Origin of the sequence: Pseudarthrobacter sp. TAF60_1 (genome assembly GCF_052113505.1) — a bacterium.
GTDB lineage: Bacteria > Actinomycetota > Actinomycetes > Actinomycetales > Micrococcaceae > Arthrobacter.
On record NZ_JBFRDI010000001.1, the window covers coordinates 29,812 to 45,968 of the forward strand.

Annotated in this window: 17 protein-coding genes; 16 read left to right on the plus strand and 1 reads right to left on the minus strand. The window is 62.0% G+C overall.

Annotation, left to right across the window (positions count from 1 at the left end; translation table 11 throughout):
- The first annotated feature begins 6 nt into the window (after nucleotides 1-6).
- The 15 genes from cpaB (AB4Y73_RS00135) to AB4Y73_RS00205 all read left to right on the plus strand — a co-directional run bounded on the left by cpaB (AB4Y73_RS00135) (nucleotide 7) and on the right by AB4Y73_RS00205 (nucleotide 13,365).
- Entirely contained in the window at nucleotides 7-762 is a 756-nt protein-coding gene (gene cpaB, locus AB4Y73_RS00135; protein WP_441867028.1) for a Flp pilus assembly protein CpaB, read from the plus strand.
- Entirely contained in the window at nucleotides 759-1,961 is a 1,203-nt protein-coding gene (locus AB4Y73_RS00140; RefSeq protein WP_441867030.1) for an AAA family ATPase, read from the plus strand. Before cpaB (AB4Y73_RS00135) ends, AB4Y73_RS00140 begins: the two co-directional genes overlap by 4 nt.
- A complete protein-coding gene (locus tag AB4Y73_RS00145) occupies nucleotides 1,958-3,430 on the plus strand; it encodes a CpaF family protein (RefSeq protein WP_441867033.1) in 1,473 nt (490 codons plus the stop codon). The genes AB4Y73_RS00140 and AB4Y73_RS00145 overlap by 4 nt, the downstream gene beginning before the upstream one ends.
- A complete protein-coding gene (locus tag AB4Y73_RS00150) occupies nucleotides 3,430-4,389 on the plus strand; it encodes a type II secretion system F family protein (protein ID WP_441867036.1) in 960 nt (319 codons plus the stop codon). Before AB4Y73_RS00145 ends, AB4Y73_RS00150 begins: the two co-directional genes overlap by 1 nt.
- A gap of 9 nt (nucleotides 4,390-4,398) precedes the next feature.
- Nucleotides 4,399-5,271, plus strand: coding sequence for a type II secretion system F family protein (locus tag AB4Y73_RS00155; RefSeq protein ID WP_441867039.1), 873 nt, complete (start codon nucleotides 4,399-4,401; stop codon nucleotides 5,269-5,271).
- A gap of 20 nt (nucleotides 5,272-5,291) precedes the next feature.
- Nucleotides 5,292-5,492 carry a Flp family type IVb pilin gene (locus AB4Y73_RS00160; RefSeq protein WP_441867042.1) on the plus strand — a complete coding sequence of 67 codons (201 nt, stop codon included), beginning with the start codon at nucleotides 5,292-5,294 and terminating at the stop codon, nucleotides 5,490-5,492.
- A gap of 273 nt (nucleotides 5,493-5,765) precedes the next feature.
- Nucleotides 5,766-6,011, plus strand: a complete 246-nt coding sequence (locus AB4Y73_RS00165; RefSeq protein WP_441867045.1) for a Flp family type IVb pilin — start codon at nucleotides 5,766-5,768, stop codon at nucleotides 6,009-6,011.
- 88 nt (nucleotides 6,012-6,099) lie between these two features.
- On the plus strand, nucleotides 6,100-6,489 hold the full coding sequence (locus tag AB4Y73_RS00170; RefSeq protein WP_441867047.1) for a TadE/TadG family type IV pilus assembly protein: 390 nt from the start codon (nucleotides 6,100-6,102) through the stop codon (nucleotides 6,487-6,489).
- Between the two features lie 38 nt (nucleotides 6,490-6,527).
- Nucleotides 6,528-7,448 (plus strand): TadE/TadG family type IV pilus assembly protein, encoded by a 921-nt coding sequence (locus AB4Y73_RS00175; protein WP_441867050.1) that lies wholly within the window; start codon nucleotides 6,528-6,530, stop codon nucleotides 7,446-7,448.
- A 27-nt stretch (nucleotides 7,449-7,475) separates the two neighbouring features.
- Nucleotides 7,476-8,246 carry a Flp pilus assembly protein CpaB gene (gene cpaB / locus AB4Y73_RS00180; protein ID WP_441867053.1) on the plus strand — a complete coding sequence of 257 codons (771 nt, stop codon included), beginning with the start codon at nucleotides 7,476-7,478 and terminating at the stop codon, nucleotides 8,244-8,246.
- On the plus strand, nucleotides 8,243-9,439 hold the full coding sequence (locus AB4Y73_RS00185) for an AAA family ATPase (protein ID WP_441867056.1): 1,197 nt from the start codon (nucleotides 8,243-8,245) through the stop codon (nucleotides 9,437-9,439). Before cpaB (AB4Y73_RS00180) ends, AB4Y73_RS00185 begins: the two co-directional genes overlap by 4 nt.
- Nucleotides 9,440-10,966 (plus strand): CpaF family protein, encoded by a 1,527-nt coding sequence (locus tag AB4Y73_RS00190; RefSeq protein WP_441867059.1) that lies wholly within the window; start codon nucleotides 9,440-9,442, stop codon nucleotides 10,964-10,966.
- Between the two features lie 7 nt (nucleotides 10,967-10,973).
- Nucleotides 10,974-11,906, plus strand: coding sequence for a type II secretion system F family protein (locus AB4Y73_RS00195; RefSeq protein ID WP_441867061.1), 933 nt, complete (start codon nucleotides 10,974-10,976; stop codon nucleotides 11,904-11,906).
- A gap of 7 nt (nucleotides 11,907-11,913) precedes the next feature.
- Nucleotides 11,914-12,798 carry a type II secretion system F family protein gene (locus AB4Y73_RS00200; RefSeq protein WP_441867064.1) on the plus strand — a complete coding sequence of 295 codons (885 nt, stop codon included), beginning with the start codon at nucleotides 11,914-11,916 and terminating at the stop codon, nucleotides 12,796-12,798.
- Between the two features lie 93 nt (nucleotides 12,799-12,891).
- A complete protein-coding gene (locus AB4Y73_RS00205; RefSeq protein ID WP_441867067.1) occupies nucleotides 12,892-13,365 on the plus strand; it encodes an Hpt domain-containing protein in 474 nt (157 codons plus the stop codon).
- Between the two features lie 6 nt (nucleotides 13,366-13,371).
- Here the strand turns inward: AB4Y73_RS00205 and AB4Y73_RS00210 are convergent, their stop codons facing one another.
- Nucleotides 13,372-14,214, minus strand: a complete 843-nt coding sequence (locus tag AB4Y73_RS00210) for a response regulator transcription factor (RefSeq protein WP_441867070.1) — start codon at nucleotides 14,212-14,214, stop codon at nucleotides 13,372-13,374.
- A gap of 251 nt (nucleotides 14,215-14,465) precedes the next feature.
- Here AB4Y73_RS00210 and AB4Y73_RS00215 point away from each other — a divergent pair, with 251 nt between their 5' ends.
- A complete protein-coding gene (locus AB4Y73_RS00215) occupies nucleotides 14,466-16,133 on the plus strand; it encodes a sensor histidine kinase (RefSeq protein WP_441867073.1) in 1,668 nt (555 codons plus the stop codon).
- Nucleotides 16,134-16,157 lie beyond the last annotated feature (24 nt).

Sequence of the window (16,157 nt, forward strand, 5' to 3'; positions counted from 1 at the left end):
GCCGCATTGGTTGTCGCAATCATTGGCACCGTCCTTCTATTCACATACGTCCAAGGCGCGGATCGACGCGCTCTGGCAAACACAGAAACGCAGGACGTACTCGTTCTCAAACAGGACGTCCCGGCGGGAACGCCGGCCGGTCAGCTCGCGCAGTTCGTCGTCACAAAAGCTGTCCCCCGAACCGTCGTCGCGGCCGAGGCTGTAACCGATCTGGGCTCGCTGGGTACGAAAGTCACTGCCGTGTCCCTCGTTACGGGTGAGCAGCTGCTCAGCAGCCGTCTAGTGGACTCAAATGCCTATCTAGGCCCGGCGAGAATAGCAGTTCCAGCGGGCCTCCAGGAAGTCACCGTCCGGCTCGGCATCGACCGGGTGGTCGGCGGACATCTTCAAGCCGGCGACACCGTGGGTATCTTCATATCCATGGGCGGTGCAGGGGTCGTCACCCCAGACGGAACTGCAGGGAATGCAACGCAACTCGTCTTCCACAAAGTTTTGGTTACCGCCGTCCAATTCAGCTCCGGTGCCGCTGCCCAAACTCAGGCGGCTGCAACTCAGCCATCAGGCCAGGGAGCCCTTAACTCGAGCAGTTCCGACAAGCCGGCAACAAGTGACTCTTACCTGATCACCTTCGCCAGGAACGCGGTCGACACGGAAAAAGTGGTCTTTGCCGCCGAATTCGGAAAGATCTATCTGTCCAAGGAACCAGCCGATGCTCCTGAAAACACAAGTGGAGCCGTCAACCAGACAAGAGTATTCCGATGAGCCGGTTTATCCTCATCTCCCCCTCGGCGGACTACGAGCGGAAGGTTCGGGCGTCCATCGCTCCGCTCCACGGCTCACTGCAGTTCTATCAGGCGGCTTATTTGCCCGACGCCCCCGAGGACATCCTGCGGCAGCAGACCGGTGAGCCACCCGAGGTCCTCATCCTCGGCCCAGGCCTACCCCTCGACGAGGCTCTGAAGTTCGCCGCCGTCATGGACCTCCAATACCCGGAAATCAGCATCGTTCTCACAGCTGAGGACGACGGCGAGACTGCGCTGAGTGCCATGCGGTCGGGCATCCGCGACATCATTTCGCCGTCGGCTGACGCTGACGCTGTCCGGGCCTTGGTGGAGAGGGCCAGCCTTTCGGCTGCCGGCCGTCGTCGCGGTCTTGCTCCTACCGCCGGGGTAGGAACCAATGCGGATGGTGGCCGGATCATTGCCGTGATGTCGCCGAAAGGAGGGGTCGGTAAGACCACCATCGCCAGCAACCTTGCCGTCGGGTTGGGGCAAATCGCCCCAATGAGCGTCGTTATCGTGGACCTGGACCTCCAGTTTGGCGACGTAGCAAGTGGTCTGATGCTGGAACCGGAATTCACCATCACAGACGCTGTAGTGGGTGCCGCCAGCCAGGACGCTATGGTGTTGAAGACGTATCTGAGCCTGCATCCGGCGAGCATTTACGCGCTGTGTGCCCCGCGCAATCCCATTGAGATGGACAGGATCACAGGCGAACACATCAGTCATCTGCTTCGGCAGTTGCGTTCGGAATTTCAGTACGTGGTGGTGGACACTGCACCAGGACTTGGTGAACATGTTCTCGCGACGCTCGATCAGGCGACCGACGCTGTCTGGGTCTGCGGTATGGACATTCCCAGCATTCGTGGTCTACGCACCGGATTCCGAATCCTTTCGGAACTCGATTTGCTCCCTGACAACCGGCACATCGTGCTGAACATGGCCGACCGCAAGACAGGGCTGACGGTTCAGGACGTCGAGGCCACCATCGGCGCCCCGGTCGACGTCGTCCTCCCCCGTTCGCGGACCGTACCGTTTTCCACCAACAAGGGTGTCCCGCTTCTGCAGGATGGCAGCCGAGACCCTGCCGCTAAGGGCCTCCGGCAGCTCGTTGAGCGATTCAAACCCAATTGGGAAGCGCGTCCCCACAAGAAGCTGCACCGAAGGGCGGTAGTATCATGAGTCTTTCTAACCGATTTGCCAAGTTGCGCGGTGACGACGACCAAGCTTTGCCCGAAAGCACATTTGCTGGCGGCATACCCGTCATGCCGCCGGCTGCACCTTCGACACTCAGCTCAATCCAGCAAGCTCAAGCCGCTGAGCAAGCAGCTGTGCCGGTGAATGTCCAAGTCACGGCCGGCAGCGCGAGCGAAGCCCTTTCGAGCCTCAAGGAGCGGGCCAGCCAAGCATTGTACGAGCGCTTGGGATCCAGGATCACAGATTCCTCCATGGAAGAGTCCGAGCTGCATCAGTTCGTGAAGGATGAACTGAAAGTAGTGGTTGACGAGGAACAGGTGCCTCTGTCGACGGGAGAGCGGCAGCGGCTGACGCGGGAGATCATTGACGATGTCTTGGGGCACGGTCCCATGCAGCGGTATCTGGATGATCCCTCTGTTACAGAAATTATGGTCAACCGCGCCGACCAAATCTACGTTGAGCGTCACGGTCAGTTGTTCCTGACGGACACAAAGTTCGCAAGTGAGGACGCTCTCCGACGAGTGATCGAGCGAATCGTCACTCGGATCGGCCGAAGAATTGACGAGTCATCCCCCTTGGTGGATGCTCGTTTGGCCGACGGTTCCCGCGTCAACGCCATCATCCCGCCCCTGGCCGTCAACGGCGCCTCCCTGACTATCCGAAAGTTCGGTCGCGAAGCTCTCACAGTCCAAAAACTCATCAGCTTTGGAAGTTTATCTCCGGAGATGGCCGAATTGCTCCAGGCGTGCGTGCTCGCCAAAATGAACATCATCGTCTCTGGAGGCACTGGCACGGGAAAGACCACGATGCTCAACGTGTTGTCATCCTTTATTCCCGCCTCGGATCGCATCGTGACCATTGAAGACGCAGTTGAATTGCAACTCCAGCAGGATCATGTGGTCCGGTTGGAAAGCCGACCGGCCAACATCGAAGGTAAGGGAGAAGTTTCGATTCGTGACTTGGTCCGCAACTCCCTCCGGATGCGACCCGACCGAATTGTTGTGGGCGAGGTCCGCGGTGGCGAGTCGTTGGACATGCTTCAGGCGATGAACACCGGTCACGACGGTTCAATCTCGACGGTTCACGCGAATTCTCCCCGGGACGCGGTGGCGCGCCTCGAGACCCTGGTGCTGATGGCCGGCATGGATCTTCCCCTCCGAGCTATCCGGGAACAGATTGCCTCGGCCGTGAACCTGATCGTGCACATCTCACGTCTGAGGGATGGCTCCCGCCGGGTGACTCACATCACCGAGGTCCAGGGCATGGAGGGCGATATCGTCACCCTCCAGGATGCCTTTGTCTTCGACTACTCAGCCGGCATCGACGCAAACGGCCGCTTCCTCGGTAAGCCGATACCCACGGGCGTACGGCCGCGCTTTACGGACAGGTTCACCGAATTAGGGATCCAGATTTCCCCCGCCGTCTTCGGTGCCCAACCAGTCAGGAGCCGGTGATGGACGCCGCAGAGGTGCCAGTAAGCGTCTTTGCAGCGGGGATACTGATGGTCTTCGCGGCAATCGTGCTTGTGTTTACCGTTGTCTTCAAACCCCAGAACCTCATACCGGTTTCGCGTCGGCGCCCTGACGTTGTTGCAACAGGCGCCGGTGGGCTGACCCGGCTCACGGATTCAGCTGTTGCGTTGATCAACAAGCGCCTCAAAGGCAGCAGCAGGGGCTTCTTGGTGGACCGCGACAAGCTGGAGCGTGCGGGGCTTAAAACACAGCCTGCAGACTTCTTGTTGATGATGGGAGCCGGCGCTTTTGTTGGAGCTATCCTTGGGTACCTAGCCGGCGGTCCTTTCTTCGCCATGGTGATGCTTGCTGCGGCACCGGCCGGAATGCTCGTTTACCTGTCGGTCCGTACCTCACGGCGCCGGACCAAGTTCGATGAACAACTGCCTGACACGATTCAGATGCTCACTGGTAGCATGCGCGCCGGGCACAGCCTCCTGAGGGCTATCGACGCCTCCGCACGGGAAACGGATGCGCCTATGTCCGAAGAACTGACGAGGATAGTCAACGAAACAAGGATTGGGCGCGATCTAGGCGACTCGATGCTGGACGTAGCTGTCCGGACATCCAGCGAAGACTTTAGCTGGATTTCCCAGGCGATCGAGATCCATCGAGAAGTTGGTGGAGACTTGGCCGAAGTGCTCGATCATGTGGGCGAAACTATACGTGACAGGAACCAAATCCGGAGGCAGGTCAAGGCGCTCAGCGCCGAAGGCAAAATGTCCGCCGGCGTTCTTATGGCGCTTCCGATTGTGCTTTTCTTCGCCCTCATCTTGATCAACGCCTCATACGCCAAGACTTTCACATCCACAGTTCCTGGCTTCATGATGCTGGGCGCCGCCGGAGTGATGTTGACTGCCGGTGGATTCTGGCTCAGCCGACTCATCAAGCCGAAGTACTAGGAGGCCGACATGTCACCCATCGCTCTTGGCGCCATGCTCGCCATCGTCCTTCCCATCTCATACCTAGTCTGGATCGCGTTCGCTACTGACCGGGTAGCCCTACGCAACATTCAAGCCAATCTGGGGAATCGGGCCCGGGAAACAACGCAGCAGAGCTTTGCAGAGCAATTCAGCGTACTGGCTCACCGGATCACGCCCGGCAGTTACGAAGCGTGGCTGGACAAGCAACTGGCCGCAGTCGGGCGTCCCAAAGAGTGGCCTTTGAATCGAATGCTTGCCATCAAGCCGCTCCTGGGTCTTACTGGGGGCGTCCTAGGTCTGTTCTACCTGATGGCCGAGCCAGCCCCTAGCCGGTTGGCAATCATGCTCGGTGCCATCGCTTTCGGATACTTCGCTCCGGATCTGCTGCTCCGCAGCAACGCCCAGAAGCGGCGGGAAGCGATCCGGCAGGAGTTGCCCAACGCACTGGACCAAATGCTCATCTCAGTGCAGGCAGGGCTGGGGTTTGAGGCGGCCATGGCACGGGCCGCCCAGAACGGACGGGGGCCGCTCGCCGAAGAGTTCATTCGAACGCTTCAGGACATTCAGGTGGGCCGGTCGCGCAAGGAGGCCTACTTGTCGATGTCGGACAGGGTGGATGTTCCGGATCTGCGGAGCTTTATCCGCTCCATCGTCCAGGCAGACGCTTACGGCATCGCCATCGCCAAAGTGCTGAAGTCGCAGGCCCAGGAGATGCGGTTGAAACGCCGTCAACGAGCCGAAGAACACGCAATGAAAATCCCGGTGAAGATCCTCTTTCCCCTCATTTTCTTTATCTTCCCCACTTTGTTCATCATTCTGCTTGGTCCAGCGGTCATGAACATCATCGCGGCGTTTTCCTAGGAGCAGCGATGAGCATGTTGATGGAATTTTCATCCCGAGCACAAACTTGGCTGCATCGACTTCGCGGCGAAGAACGCGGCGCAACGGCCACTGAGTACAGCATTCTCGTCGGGTTCATCACCATGGTCATTGTGGCCGGAGTTGGGCTCTTTGGTCTTTCCCTGAACGACGTGTTTACGCACCTCACCACAGGCGTGAAAACGGCACTCGGTCTTCCGTAGCCTCGACACACCTGCCTGACCCGCGGCGCCACTCGGCGCTCCACATACCGGACCCCCTCGGCACCCAGAACCGAGGGGGTCCGCTTGTGTGCCTAAAAGCGCCAATTTCCAAGGTTTCCCGCAGCTTTCGCCGATAACAGACGCGAGGTACGCCGTATATGGGCAGTTTTCGCGCAAGATATTCCCAGATCGCATGTGAATGGAGCAACCGATTGCTAGCTTCGTGGTTGTGCTGGTGCAGGACCAGCCACCCCAACTCGCTCAGGAGTCCCCGTGCTTTCTCTCCACACCAACCTCATGATCCGCCTTCGCAGTGAAGAAAAGGGCGCCACGGCCGTCGAATACGGCATCATGGTCGCGCTCATCGCCGTCGTCATCATCGTCGCCGTCAGCCTACTCGGAACGACCCTTACCGAGACATTCAATAGCGTTGCTTGTGATGTCAAGGGTGGCAAATGGACTGCAACGGTCGCCGCTGCTGGCTCCACTGCTGCTGTTCCGGGTAGCTGCTCAAAATAGTCAAGAACAGGGAGGGGCGGTTGCGATACAGCGTCGCAGCCGCCCTCTACCCCTTTTTCGAGGATCACGTTTTCGAAAGGTTCCCGCATTGTCCAGGGCATCCGAACGCGGCGCAGTAGCGGTTGAGTTTGCGATCGTGGCCCCCGTTCTGGTCATGCTGCTTCTAGGCATTATGGAATTCAGCCGTGCTTACAACGCACAGGCCTCATTGTCGGCAGCAGCCCGCGAAGGCGTCCGCGTCATGGCCATCACGGGCAACGCATCCACCGCCAAGAGCGTAGCCAAGGCTACGGCTTCGTCCCTTAACCCGGCGTTGAAGGACACAGATTTTGCTTTGGGGACGCCATGCCCGCCGACAATTCCCCCCGGCACAAGCCCACAAACCACATTCACCGTCAATTACACCCTGTCCACCATCACTGGTATCGCTGGCCCATTCAACATGAGCGGAACGGGAGCCATGCTGTGCGGCGGTTGACACACAGAAACAGAAAGAACGACGGCGAGCGCGGCGCAGTGAGCGTAATCGTGGCTCTTTTGCTGGTGGTTTTCTTGGGATTTGGTGCCATGGCAGTAGACGTTTCGATGATGTTTGCCGAGCGCACTCAACTGCGGAATGGCGCCGACGCGGCCTCCTTGGCGATCGCGCAGACTTGTGCAAAGTACCCGAGCAATGTGGGCTGTACCAGCCCTTCAACCCTTGCAGCGAGCCTGGCCAATAGCAACGCCAACGACAAGCTCAGCAACGTCCAGTCGGTAGACCTGAAAACGCCCAACACCGTCACGGTAACCGTCGGCGCCCAAGAAGCCGGTCACACGCCAAACCAGGTTTCGCTCTTTTTTGCGCGGGTCCTTGGCATTAACGCGGCCGAGGTCACAGCCACCTCGACCGCTCAGTGGGGGACGCCGGCCAAGGGTCCCGTAATCATGCCCCTGGCGATCGCCTACTGCAGGCTGGACCTGACAGCCGGTTCCCCGTCCGGCGCCGTGCAGGTTCTACAACAGGCAGTCAACGATTGCGGAGGAATAGCGGGCGGATTCGGTTGGATCGATAATCCAGGCGGCACCACCTGCACGCTGACCCTCAAGGCTGGTATGTCAACTGATTCAGGCATTTGGTTCAACAGCAACACCGGGGCGAGTACACCCGGAAATTGCACAACGTCCGACTTCAACAAGATGAACGATCAGACGGTGCTCTTCCCCCTTTACGACCTCGCGACGGGGAACGGCTCCAGCGGCAAGTACTACGTCAAAGGTTTTGCCGCCTTTCACGTCACTGCCTACCGCTTTCCAAGCATCAGTTGGACCACCGGAGCGTCCGTCCCGAACAAGGCCATCAGGGGCTACTTCGTAAAGTTCGTTTCCCTCTCCCAAGCCTTCGAACTCGGCAACACCCCCGATTACGGCGCGGCCATTGTCCGCCTCACCCCTTAGCAAGAACCGAAACACCAGGAGCAGTCAGTGAAGTCACGTTTGTTGGCAGGAGTGGTGGCAGTGCTGCTGGCCATCGTCGGGGCAGTCATCGTTGTCTCCTATGCCCAGGGCGCGGACCAGCGGGCCGTCAAAGGCCTGGATCCGGTGGATGTCCTGGTGATCACGAAAAAGGTCCCGGCCGGTTCCACGGCGGAAGTCCTCAAAGCATCGGTGGCCCTTCAACAACTGCCCGGCACCGCCGTCGCGAAGTCTGCCCTGATGACCCTTGAAGGGTCCGCCGGCAAAGTCACCTCCGCGGACCTTGTCCCCGGGGAACAGCTGCTGAAAGAACGCCTCGTCTCCCCCGAGGAGCTGAAGACCTCGGGCTCGGTGCCGGTCCCGGCCGGCCTCCAGGAGGTCTCGTTCCAGCTCGAGCCGCAGCGCGTCATCGGCGGCCGGCTGGCCCCAGGCGACAACGTCGGCATTTTCATTTCCATGCCCACCGGCGGCATCGAGGCGAAGGCAGATAAGGAAACCGTCCAGCTCTCCATTCACAAGGCACTGGTCACAGCTGTCCAGCGCGCACCCGAAGGGGCTACCGCAAAGCCTGCCCCCGCCGCCAGCGCGGCGGCAGAACCTGATCCGCGCGACGTGAACCTTCCCACAGGGCTCCTCATGGTCACCGTGGCCGTGAACGACGTCAACGCCGGCAAGATCGTGTTTGCCGCGCAGTACGCATCCCTCTGGCTCAGCCGGGAACCCCTCGACGCTGCGGAAAGCGGCCCGCGGATCATGACCAAGCAGGACCTGTACAAATGAGCCGCTTCGTCCTCATCACCCCAGACGTAGACTTCGACGCGCGGCTCCGCCAGGCCGTTGCCGGCGGGCTGCAAGGCGGCGTGCAGACGTTCTTCACCAACATGCTCCCCCCCGATCCCTTCGAACTCTTCTCGCACCTGGACCACGGACAGCCCGAGGTCCTCGTCCTGGGACCGGAAGTCCCCATCGACGACGCGCTCCGCCTTGCCACCGTGATCAGCGTCAGGTTCCCCGAGCTCAGTGTCATCATTTCGGCCGAACCTGACCCCAATTTCCTCATCCAGGCCATGCGGGCGGGCGTCAGGGACATCATCTCCCCGGATTCCGATTCCGCCCAGATGCGGGTCCTCTTGGAGCGCGCCAGCCAGACCTTCGCCAGCCGCCACCGCACACCCACGCCATTGCAACCGGCCGAGAGCAACAAAGGCCTGGTCATCGGCGTGTTCTCGCCCAAGGGCGGGGTAGGCAAAACGACGATTGCCACGAACATCGCCATCGGGCTGGGCAAGGTGGCGCCCATGAGCGTGGTGATCGTTGACCTCGACCTCCAGTTCGGCGACGTCGCCTCCGGACTCTACCTGGACCCCGAGCACACGGTCACCGACGCCGTCTCCCCCGCCGCGAGCATGGACTCCCTGGTCCTGAAAGCATTCCTCACGGTCCACCCGGGCAGTATCTATGCACTCTGCGCCCCGCCAAGCCCCATCGATGCGGACGAAATCACGCCGGAACAGGTACGCCGGCTGCTGGAACAGTTGTCGGCGCAGTTCCAGTACGTTGTGGTGGACACCGCCCCCGGGCTGCCCGAAATCGGACTCGCGGCCATGGAAAAGTGCACCGACGTGGTCTGGGTCAGCGCCATGGACATCCCCAGCGTGCGGGGTCTTCGCTCCGGCCTTGAAATCCTGCGCCAACTCGACATCTTGCCCGAATCCCGGCACGTGGTGCTGAACATGGCCGACCCCAAAATCGGCCTCACCGTCCAGGACCTTGAATCCACCATCGGGGCACCCGTCGACGTCAGCATCCCTCGTTCCCGGGCGGTGGCCCTCTCGACAAATCGCGGCATCCCCGTTCTCCAGGACCCGCAAAAGGACCCGGCAACAAAGGGGCTCAACCAACTCGTGGAACGCTTCAACCCTGCCCGCCGGGAGAAAACCCAGCGCAGGCTGCACCGAAGGGTAGTGGTCTAGATGAAACTTTCAGAGCGCATCAATGCCGCCCAGTCGCGGGTCCAGTCCGGAACCCAGCCGATGCCTGCCCGGGCGTCATCGCCCACGCTCGAACTGCCCCGCCCTGAACTTCCTGCCAAACGCACCCAGTGGTTTGAGCAGAAAACAGAACAAGAGACGACGACGGCGGCGCCCCCCGCCGCTGTCGCCGACCTGCCCGAGGAAGTGCGTCCGAAAGCCCAGCAGCCGGTGGACGTCTTTGCCGCCCTCAAGGAAAGGGCCGCCACCGCACTCTTCGAGCACCTCGGCGCCCGGTTCAACGACTCGGCCATCACGGAGCAGGAACTGAAATCATCCGCCCGCGACGAACTCACCAGAATCATCGACGCCGAGCAGGTGCCGCTGTCTGCCGATGAGCGAACGCGGCTGGTCCAGGACGTCGCCGATGACGTGTTGGGCTACGGTCCCCTGCAGCGGCTGCTCGATGATCCCGCCGTCACTGAAATCATGGTCAACCGGATGGACCAGATCTATGTGGAGCGCAAAGGGCACCTGACCCTGGCCGAAACCAGGTTCAGTTCCGAGGAGCACCTCCGCCGGGTCATCGAACGCATCGTGTCGAAGGTGGGCCGCCGCATTGACGAGTCATCCCCGTTGGTGGATGCCCGGCTCGAAGACGGCTCCCGCGTCAACGCCGTGATCCCTCCCCTGGCCGTGGGGGGATCCTCGCTCACCATCCGTAAATTCAGCAAAGTCCCGCTGACGGTCCGCAACCTTATCGATTTCGGCACCCTGACGCCTGAAATGGCGGAGCTGCTGAACGCGTGCGTCAAGGCCAAGCTGAACATCATCGTGTCCGGCGGAACAGGAACGGGCAAGACCACCCTGCTGAACGTCCTGTCATCATTCCTGCCGGCCAACGAACGGATCGTGACGATCGAGGACGCGGTGGAACTCCAGATCCAGCAGGACCATGTGGTCCGGCTGGAGAGCCGGCCCCCAAACACCGAGGGCAAAGGCGAGGTGACCATCCGTGAACTCCTCCGGAACTCCCTGCGTATGCGCCCGGACCGGATCGTGGTGGGTGAGGTCCGCGGAGGCGAATCACTGGACATGCTCCAGGCCATGAACACCGGCCACGACGGCTCCCTCTCCACGGTGCACTCCAACTCACCGCGCGATGCTGTGGCCCGTCTGGAAACCCTGGTGCTGATGGCGGGCATGGACCTGCCGCTTCGGGCCATCCGCGAACAGATAGCATCCGCCGTAAACCTCATTGTGCAGATTTCCAGGCTCCGCGATGGGTCACGAAGGATCACCCACGTCACCGAGGTCCAGGGAATGGAGGGCGACATTGTGACCCTCCAGGACGCGTTTGTATTCGACTACTCGGCCGGTGTGGACGCCCACGGCCGCTTTCTTGGCAGGCCTGTGGCAACAGGGATCCGTCCACGGTTCATTGACCGGTTCGAGGATTTGGGTATCCACGTGTCCCCTGCTGTGTTCGTCTCTCCCCTGGGCCCGGCAGCCGGCGACGGCAAGGGGTAGGGCCATCATGCTGATCTTTATTGGAGCTGCGCTCCTTTTCCTTGCTCCCATCCTGGTTGGCTTCGCACTGGTGCTGCCCAAGATCCCCGATATTGCCCTGGACCGCCGCCGTCCCTATGAGGCGGATCCGCCGTCGGGCCTTACCCGGCTGGCCGATACCACGGTGGGTGCCCTCGACCGGTTCCTGGCCAACAGGAACGTCCGGCTGTACAACCGTGAGGCCTTGGAGAACGCCGGTGTCCGCCTGAGCCAGGCCGAGTTCATGGTGCTGGTCATAGCGGGGGCCATCGTCGGGGCCCTGGTGGGACTGGTGATCGGCGTACCGTTCGTCTCTTTCCTCCTAGTGATTCTGGCGCCGTTCGTGGGCCACCTGGTCTTGGGATTCCTGGCCGGCAAGAGACGTGCGAAGTTCGATCAGCAGCTGGGCGACACCCTGCAGCTGCTGTCCGGCGGCCTGCGCGCGGGCCACAGTATCCTGCGAGCCATCGACGCCGCCGCGACGGAGTCCCAGAGCCCGACTTCCGAAGAAATGCGCCGCGTCATCACCGAGACAAGTCTGGGCCGGGACCTGCTGGATTCCTTGACTGACACCTCTGAGCGCATGCAGAACGAGGACTTCGTCTGGATCGCCCAGGCCATCCAGATCAACCGGGAAGTAGGCGGAAACCTGGCGGAGGTCCTGGACCAGGTCAACGAGACCATCCGCGAGCGCAGCGAGATCAAGGGCCACATCAAGTCACTAGCGGCGGAAGGTAAATTTTCCGCCTACATCCTCATCGCCATGCCATTCGGCATTGTCCTGATGCTCATGGTGGTAAACCCCGGCTACATGAACTCGATGTTCACCCACCCGCTCGGGTGGGGCATGATTGCGGCGTCCGTCATCCTGATGACGATCGGCAGCCTGTGGATGCGCAAGATCATCGATCTGAAGTTCTGACGACGCCATGAGTCCACTCGTGATTTTCTCGCTGCTGCTAGTCTCGCTGCCCATCGGGTACCTGGCCTGGTCCATCCTCTCGGTCGATCGGAAGGCCCGGACGGCCACCGTTGCCATCCTGAACCGCGGCAGACGGGCCCTCGAAACGCCCGAAAAGAAGACCGCAGGCCTCCTGGCCGGCCTGGGCTACCGCCTGACGCCGCCCGCATACGTCCGCAAACTGGACGGCCTGCTTGCGCTGGCCGGAAGGCCGAGCGGCTGGCCCCTGGGCCGCATCCTGCTAGCCAAACCCGTACTGGGACTCGTTGGCGCCGTTCTCTGCTTCCTCATCAGCACCAGCAGCCCGCAGCCCATCATCAAGCTGGCCGGGATCTTCCTCCTCTTCCTCGGCTACTTCATCCCGGACCTGCTCCTGTACAGCAAGGGCATGGAGCGGCAGAAGGCAATGCAGCTGGAACTGGCCAACACCCTGGACCAGATGCTCATCTCCGTGGAGGCCGGCCTTGGCTTCGAAGGGGCCATGGCCCGCGCCGGCGAAAACGGCAAAGGCCCGCTGGCCGAGGAACTGGTCCGCACCCTGCAGGACATGCAGGTGGGGCGCAGCCGCCGCGAGTCCTACCAGGCCCTTGCCGAACGGACCAACATTCCGGAGCTGCGGAGCTTCGTCCAGGCCGTGGTCCAGGCCGACACCTACGGCATTGCCATCAGCCGGGTGCTGCGGATCCAGGCGAAGGTCATGCGGGTGAAACGCCGGCAGCGGGCCGAGGAAAAGGCCATGAAACTGCCCGTGATGATTCTTTTCCCCCTCTTGTTCTTCATCTTTCCCGTGCTTTTCATTGCAATTCTGGGGCCGGCGGTTATCAACACGGTTGTCACGTTCAGCGGTAAGTGACCGCCAATCAAGCAGGGGCAAGGATGACTCAAGGTTTCCACAGCTTCTACCGAAAATGGACTCCGGCCGGACTCTAGGAAGTAGCCTTGCAGCATGGACAGTCCATCAATTGCCTCCAGCAGCGGGGGTGTTCCCACGTCCCCGGCGGATCCGGCATCCGCCGGGGACGTGGATGGTGGGGTGCGTCCGGGCGTACCGACGGCGGGCGGCGAGCCTGCCCGGTGGGTTGAACTGGAGGTCCTGGCTGAGCTGGAAGCCGAACTGGACGGCCCCGAACTCGCCCGCGGATTCGCCCGAGATTACGCCACCATGTGGGACCAGCGCTTCAGCCGCCTGGCTGCAGCCGTCCGCGCCCACGACCGCAAGGCGGCCCTGGACGCCGTCATCAGCCTCCGGATCGCCTCCGCCATGGTGGGCGGAGTCCGCTTGGCCATGCTGGCCCAGTCACTGGAGGACGCCATCCGCCACGACGACTTCGTCCAGGGGCAGGATCTCTTGGCGGGTGTGGCCGAGCACGGAATCAGTACGGTTTTCGAGCTCCAGAACACCTACATCCTGAAGAACTAGCAGCGGTCAGCCCAGGCCGTGCCGGGCCGGCACGTCCGTCCGCTGGGGTGCCAGGCGGTAGCCGACTCCCCGGACGGTCTGCAGCCAACACGGTGAATGGGGATCTTCCTTGAGCTTGCGCCGAAGGTTCCCGATGTGGACTTCCACGGCACGCTCGTCGGCTTCACTGATGTACGCGTCGGCCTCGTAGAGGTCACCGCGGACCGCACGGACCAGGTCCGACCGTGTACACACAGCGCCCTCGCCCCGAAGCAGGGTGTGCAGCAAGTCGAACTCACTGCGGGTGAGCCCAAGGGGCGTCTCGCCAACCACCACGGTGCGCGTACGGTAATTCAGGACCAGTCCGTTGTGCTGCAGTACTCCCGCCGGGACCGAAGTTGACCCGGCTGGAGTCTGACCCAGTGCGTGGCCGAATGATGCCGGTGCCGCCGGAGCCGCCGCCCAGGAGCGCGGAGCGTGCTGCGGCCGGTTCATCTCATACCGCGGCCGGCGCATCATTGCCGCCACCCTTGCCCGCAGCTCGCGCGGCCGGAAAGGCTTCGCAATGTAGTCATCCGCGCCGGCGTTCAGGGCCGAAAGCAGGTCCGGCTCCTCCGTCCTGCCGGTCAGCATCACCACGTAGGCGTCGCTGAAATTCCTGATACGACGAAGGACTTCAAAGCCGTCAATGTCCGGTAAGCCGATGTCCAGAGTGACCACGTGGGCCTTGTTGTTCCGGACCACTTCCACGCCGTCCCGTCCGTCGACGGCGGTATGGACCTCGAATCCCGCCTGGCGCAGCACCCCCTCCAGGAGGTTGCGAATGTCCGCATCGTCTTCAATTACTACCGCTACCCCAAGATCGTCCATTGCTATCCCTGATGCCAGGTGGAAAAGGCCCCCATCAGCCCAGCGCCAATCTCTAATCCACTCCAACTCTCTATACCGTACAAGCATGAACACCAGATGACACCCCTGGCCGCGTTTACTTTTGAAAAGTCAATTATCATGACAAAGATCACCGATTAAGATTCGGAAGGCTGATTGTGTCGGCCTGCAGAATCCGGGTGGCGGTATTCATTGGTGACGGATGGGGGCCGTCGGGAAATTTGGAGATCCCTATGGCTGTACGACCCGCACCGCGGGGAGTGGCACACTTCTTCCGGAAGCTCGGCCGCCGCACCCAGGTAGCACTGTGCCAGCTTCCGCTGTCCCTGATTGTCAGCCTTCTGGGCGTGGCCACACCGTTCACCTGGCCGTCCCTCCTCGCGAGTCCCGCCTACGTGGCCGGAATCGGCCTCCACCTCGTACTGTTCGCAGCCTGCTTCGTGATCCCTTGGGAACGGATGCGCGGCGGCGCTTATCTGAGCATCCCCGTGCTTGACCTGCTGGCGATCGGCCTGCTGCGGAACGGCGCGGCACCCCATCTGCCTGGGTTGGCTATTCTGGTGGTCTTTCCGATCATCTGGCTGGCTGCCTCGGGCATGCTGGTCCGCAGCACCCTGGTGCTCAGCGCGGTGGGCCCGTTCCTGATCATGCTCCCTACAGCTGCCGTCAGCCTTCCCCACCTCACGGCGGCGGACATTACGTCCCTAGTCCTCTTTCCGCTGATGATGCTGGCCGTTGCACTGGCAATCCGCTTCGCAAGTCTCAACATGCGGATTCAGCAGCGCGAGCTGCGGACAATGGGTGAGGAACTGCGGGAGCTGCTCTGGGCGAGCAGGGAACGCGAGGAACTCCTCACCACCATCCTGGCCGCGACCGACGTCGCCGTTGCCGCCGTCGACCGCTCCGGACGATACCTGCTAACCAACAACCGGCAGCGGGTCTTTCGGCAGGCCACCGGCGTGGAGGATGAAATGCCGGGCCAGGGGCACCAACTCCTCTTCGGGCAGGACAGGCAGACCCTGCTGCCGCCGGACAAGCGGCCCATCAACAGGGCCATCGCCGGCGAATCCTTCGCCGATTACCTGGTCTGGGCCGGCGAGGAACCCGCCCAGCGTGCCTATTCCACCGCTGCGCGGCCGTTGACGAGCGAGAATGGCCGCCTCAACGGTGCGGTGGTCGTCTACAGCGACGTGACCGGCTGGGTGGAGGCGCTGGCTGCGCACGAGGAGCTGATCTCCAACGTCTCCCACGAGTTCAGGACGCCGCTGAACTCCATCCTCGGCAACGTGGACCTCGTCCTCGAAGACGACGCCGAACTATCGGCAACCACGGCCCAGCGGCTCACGGTTGTGCAACGGAATTCCGAACGCCTGCTGGCTCTGCTGTCCGATCTGTCGGCCACCGCCTCTGCCGCCCTGAAGGTCCACCCAAAACGCACGGACCTTGCCAGCCTCGTGGAAAGCAGCCTCAGCTCCGCCCGGGCCGAAGCAGACCGATCAGGGGTCGGGCTCGCGGCGGACGTCCCCTCTCCTCTGTGGGCGTACGCGGATCCTTTGCGGATCGGGCAGGCGCTGGACAACCTGGTGTCCAACGCCATCAAGTACTCCCCCGACGGCGGTGTGGTGGACATCAGTGCGGGCGCCAGCGGGGACTTTGTGCAGCTTCGCGTCCGCGACACCGGCATGGGAATGAGCGCGGACGACGCCGCCAGGGTCTTCCGCCGCTACTTCCGTACCGATGCCGCCCGGGAGGCAGCCATCCCGGGAGCTGGACTGGGCCTGTCCATCACCAAGATGATCGTGGAACGCCACGGCGGCCGGGTGGCGTGCACCAGCGATCAGGGCAAAGGCAGCACCTTTACGGTGACGCTGCCGGCGGACGGCCCGCCGCCGTCGTTCTAGCGCAGCAATCGAGGGGTCAGACCG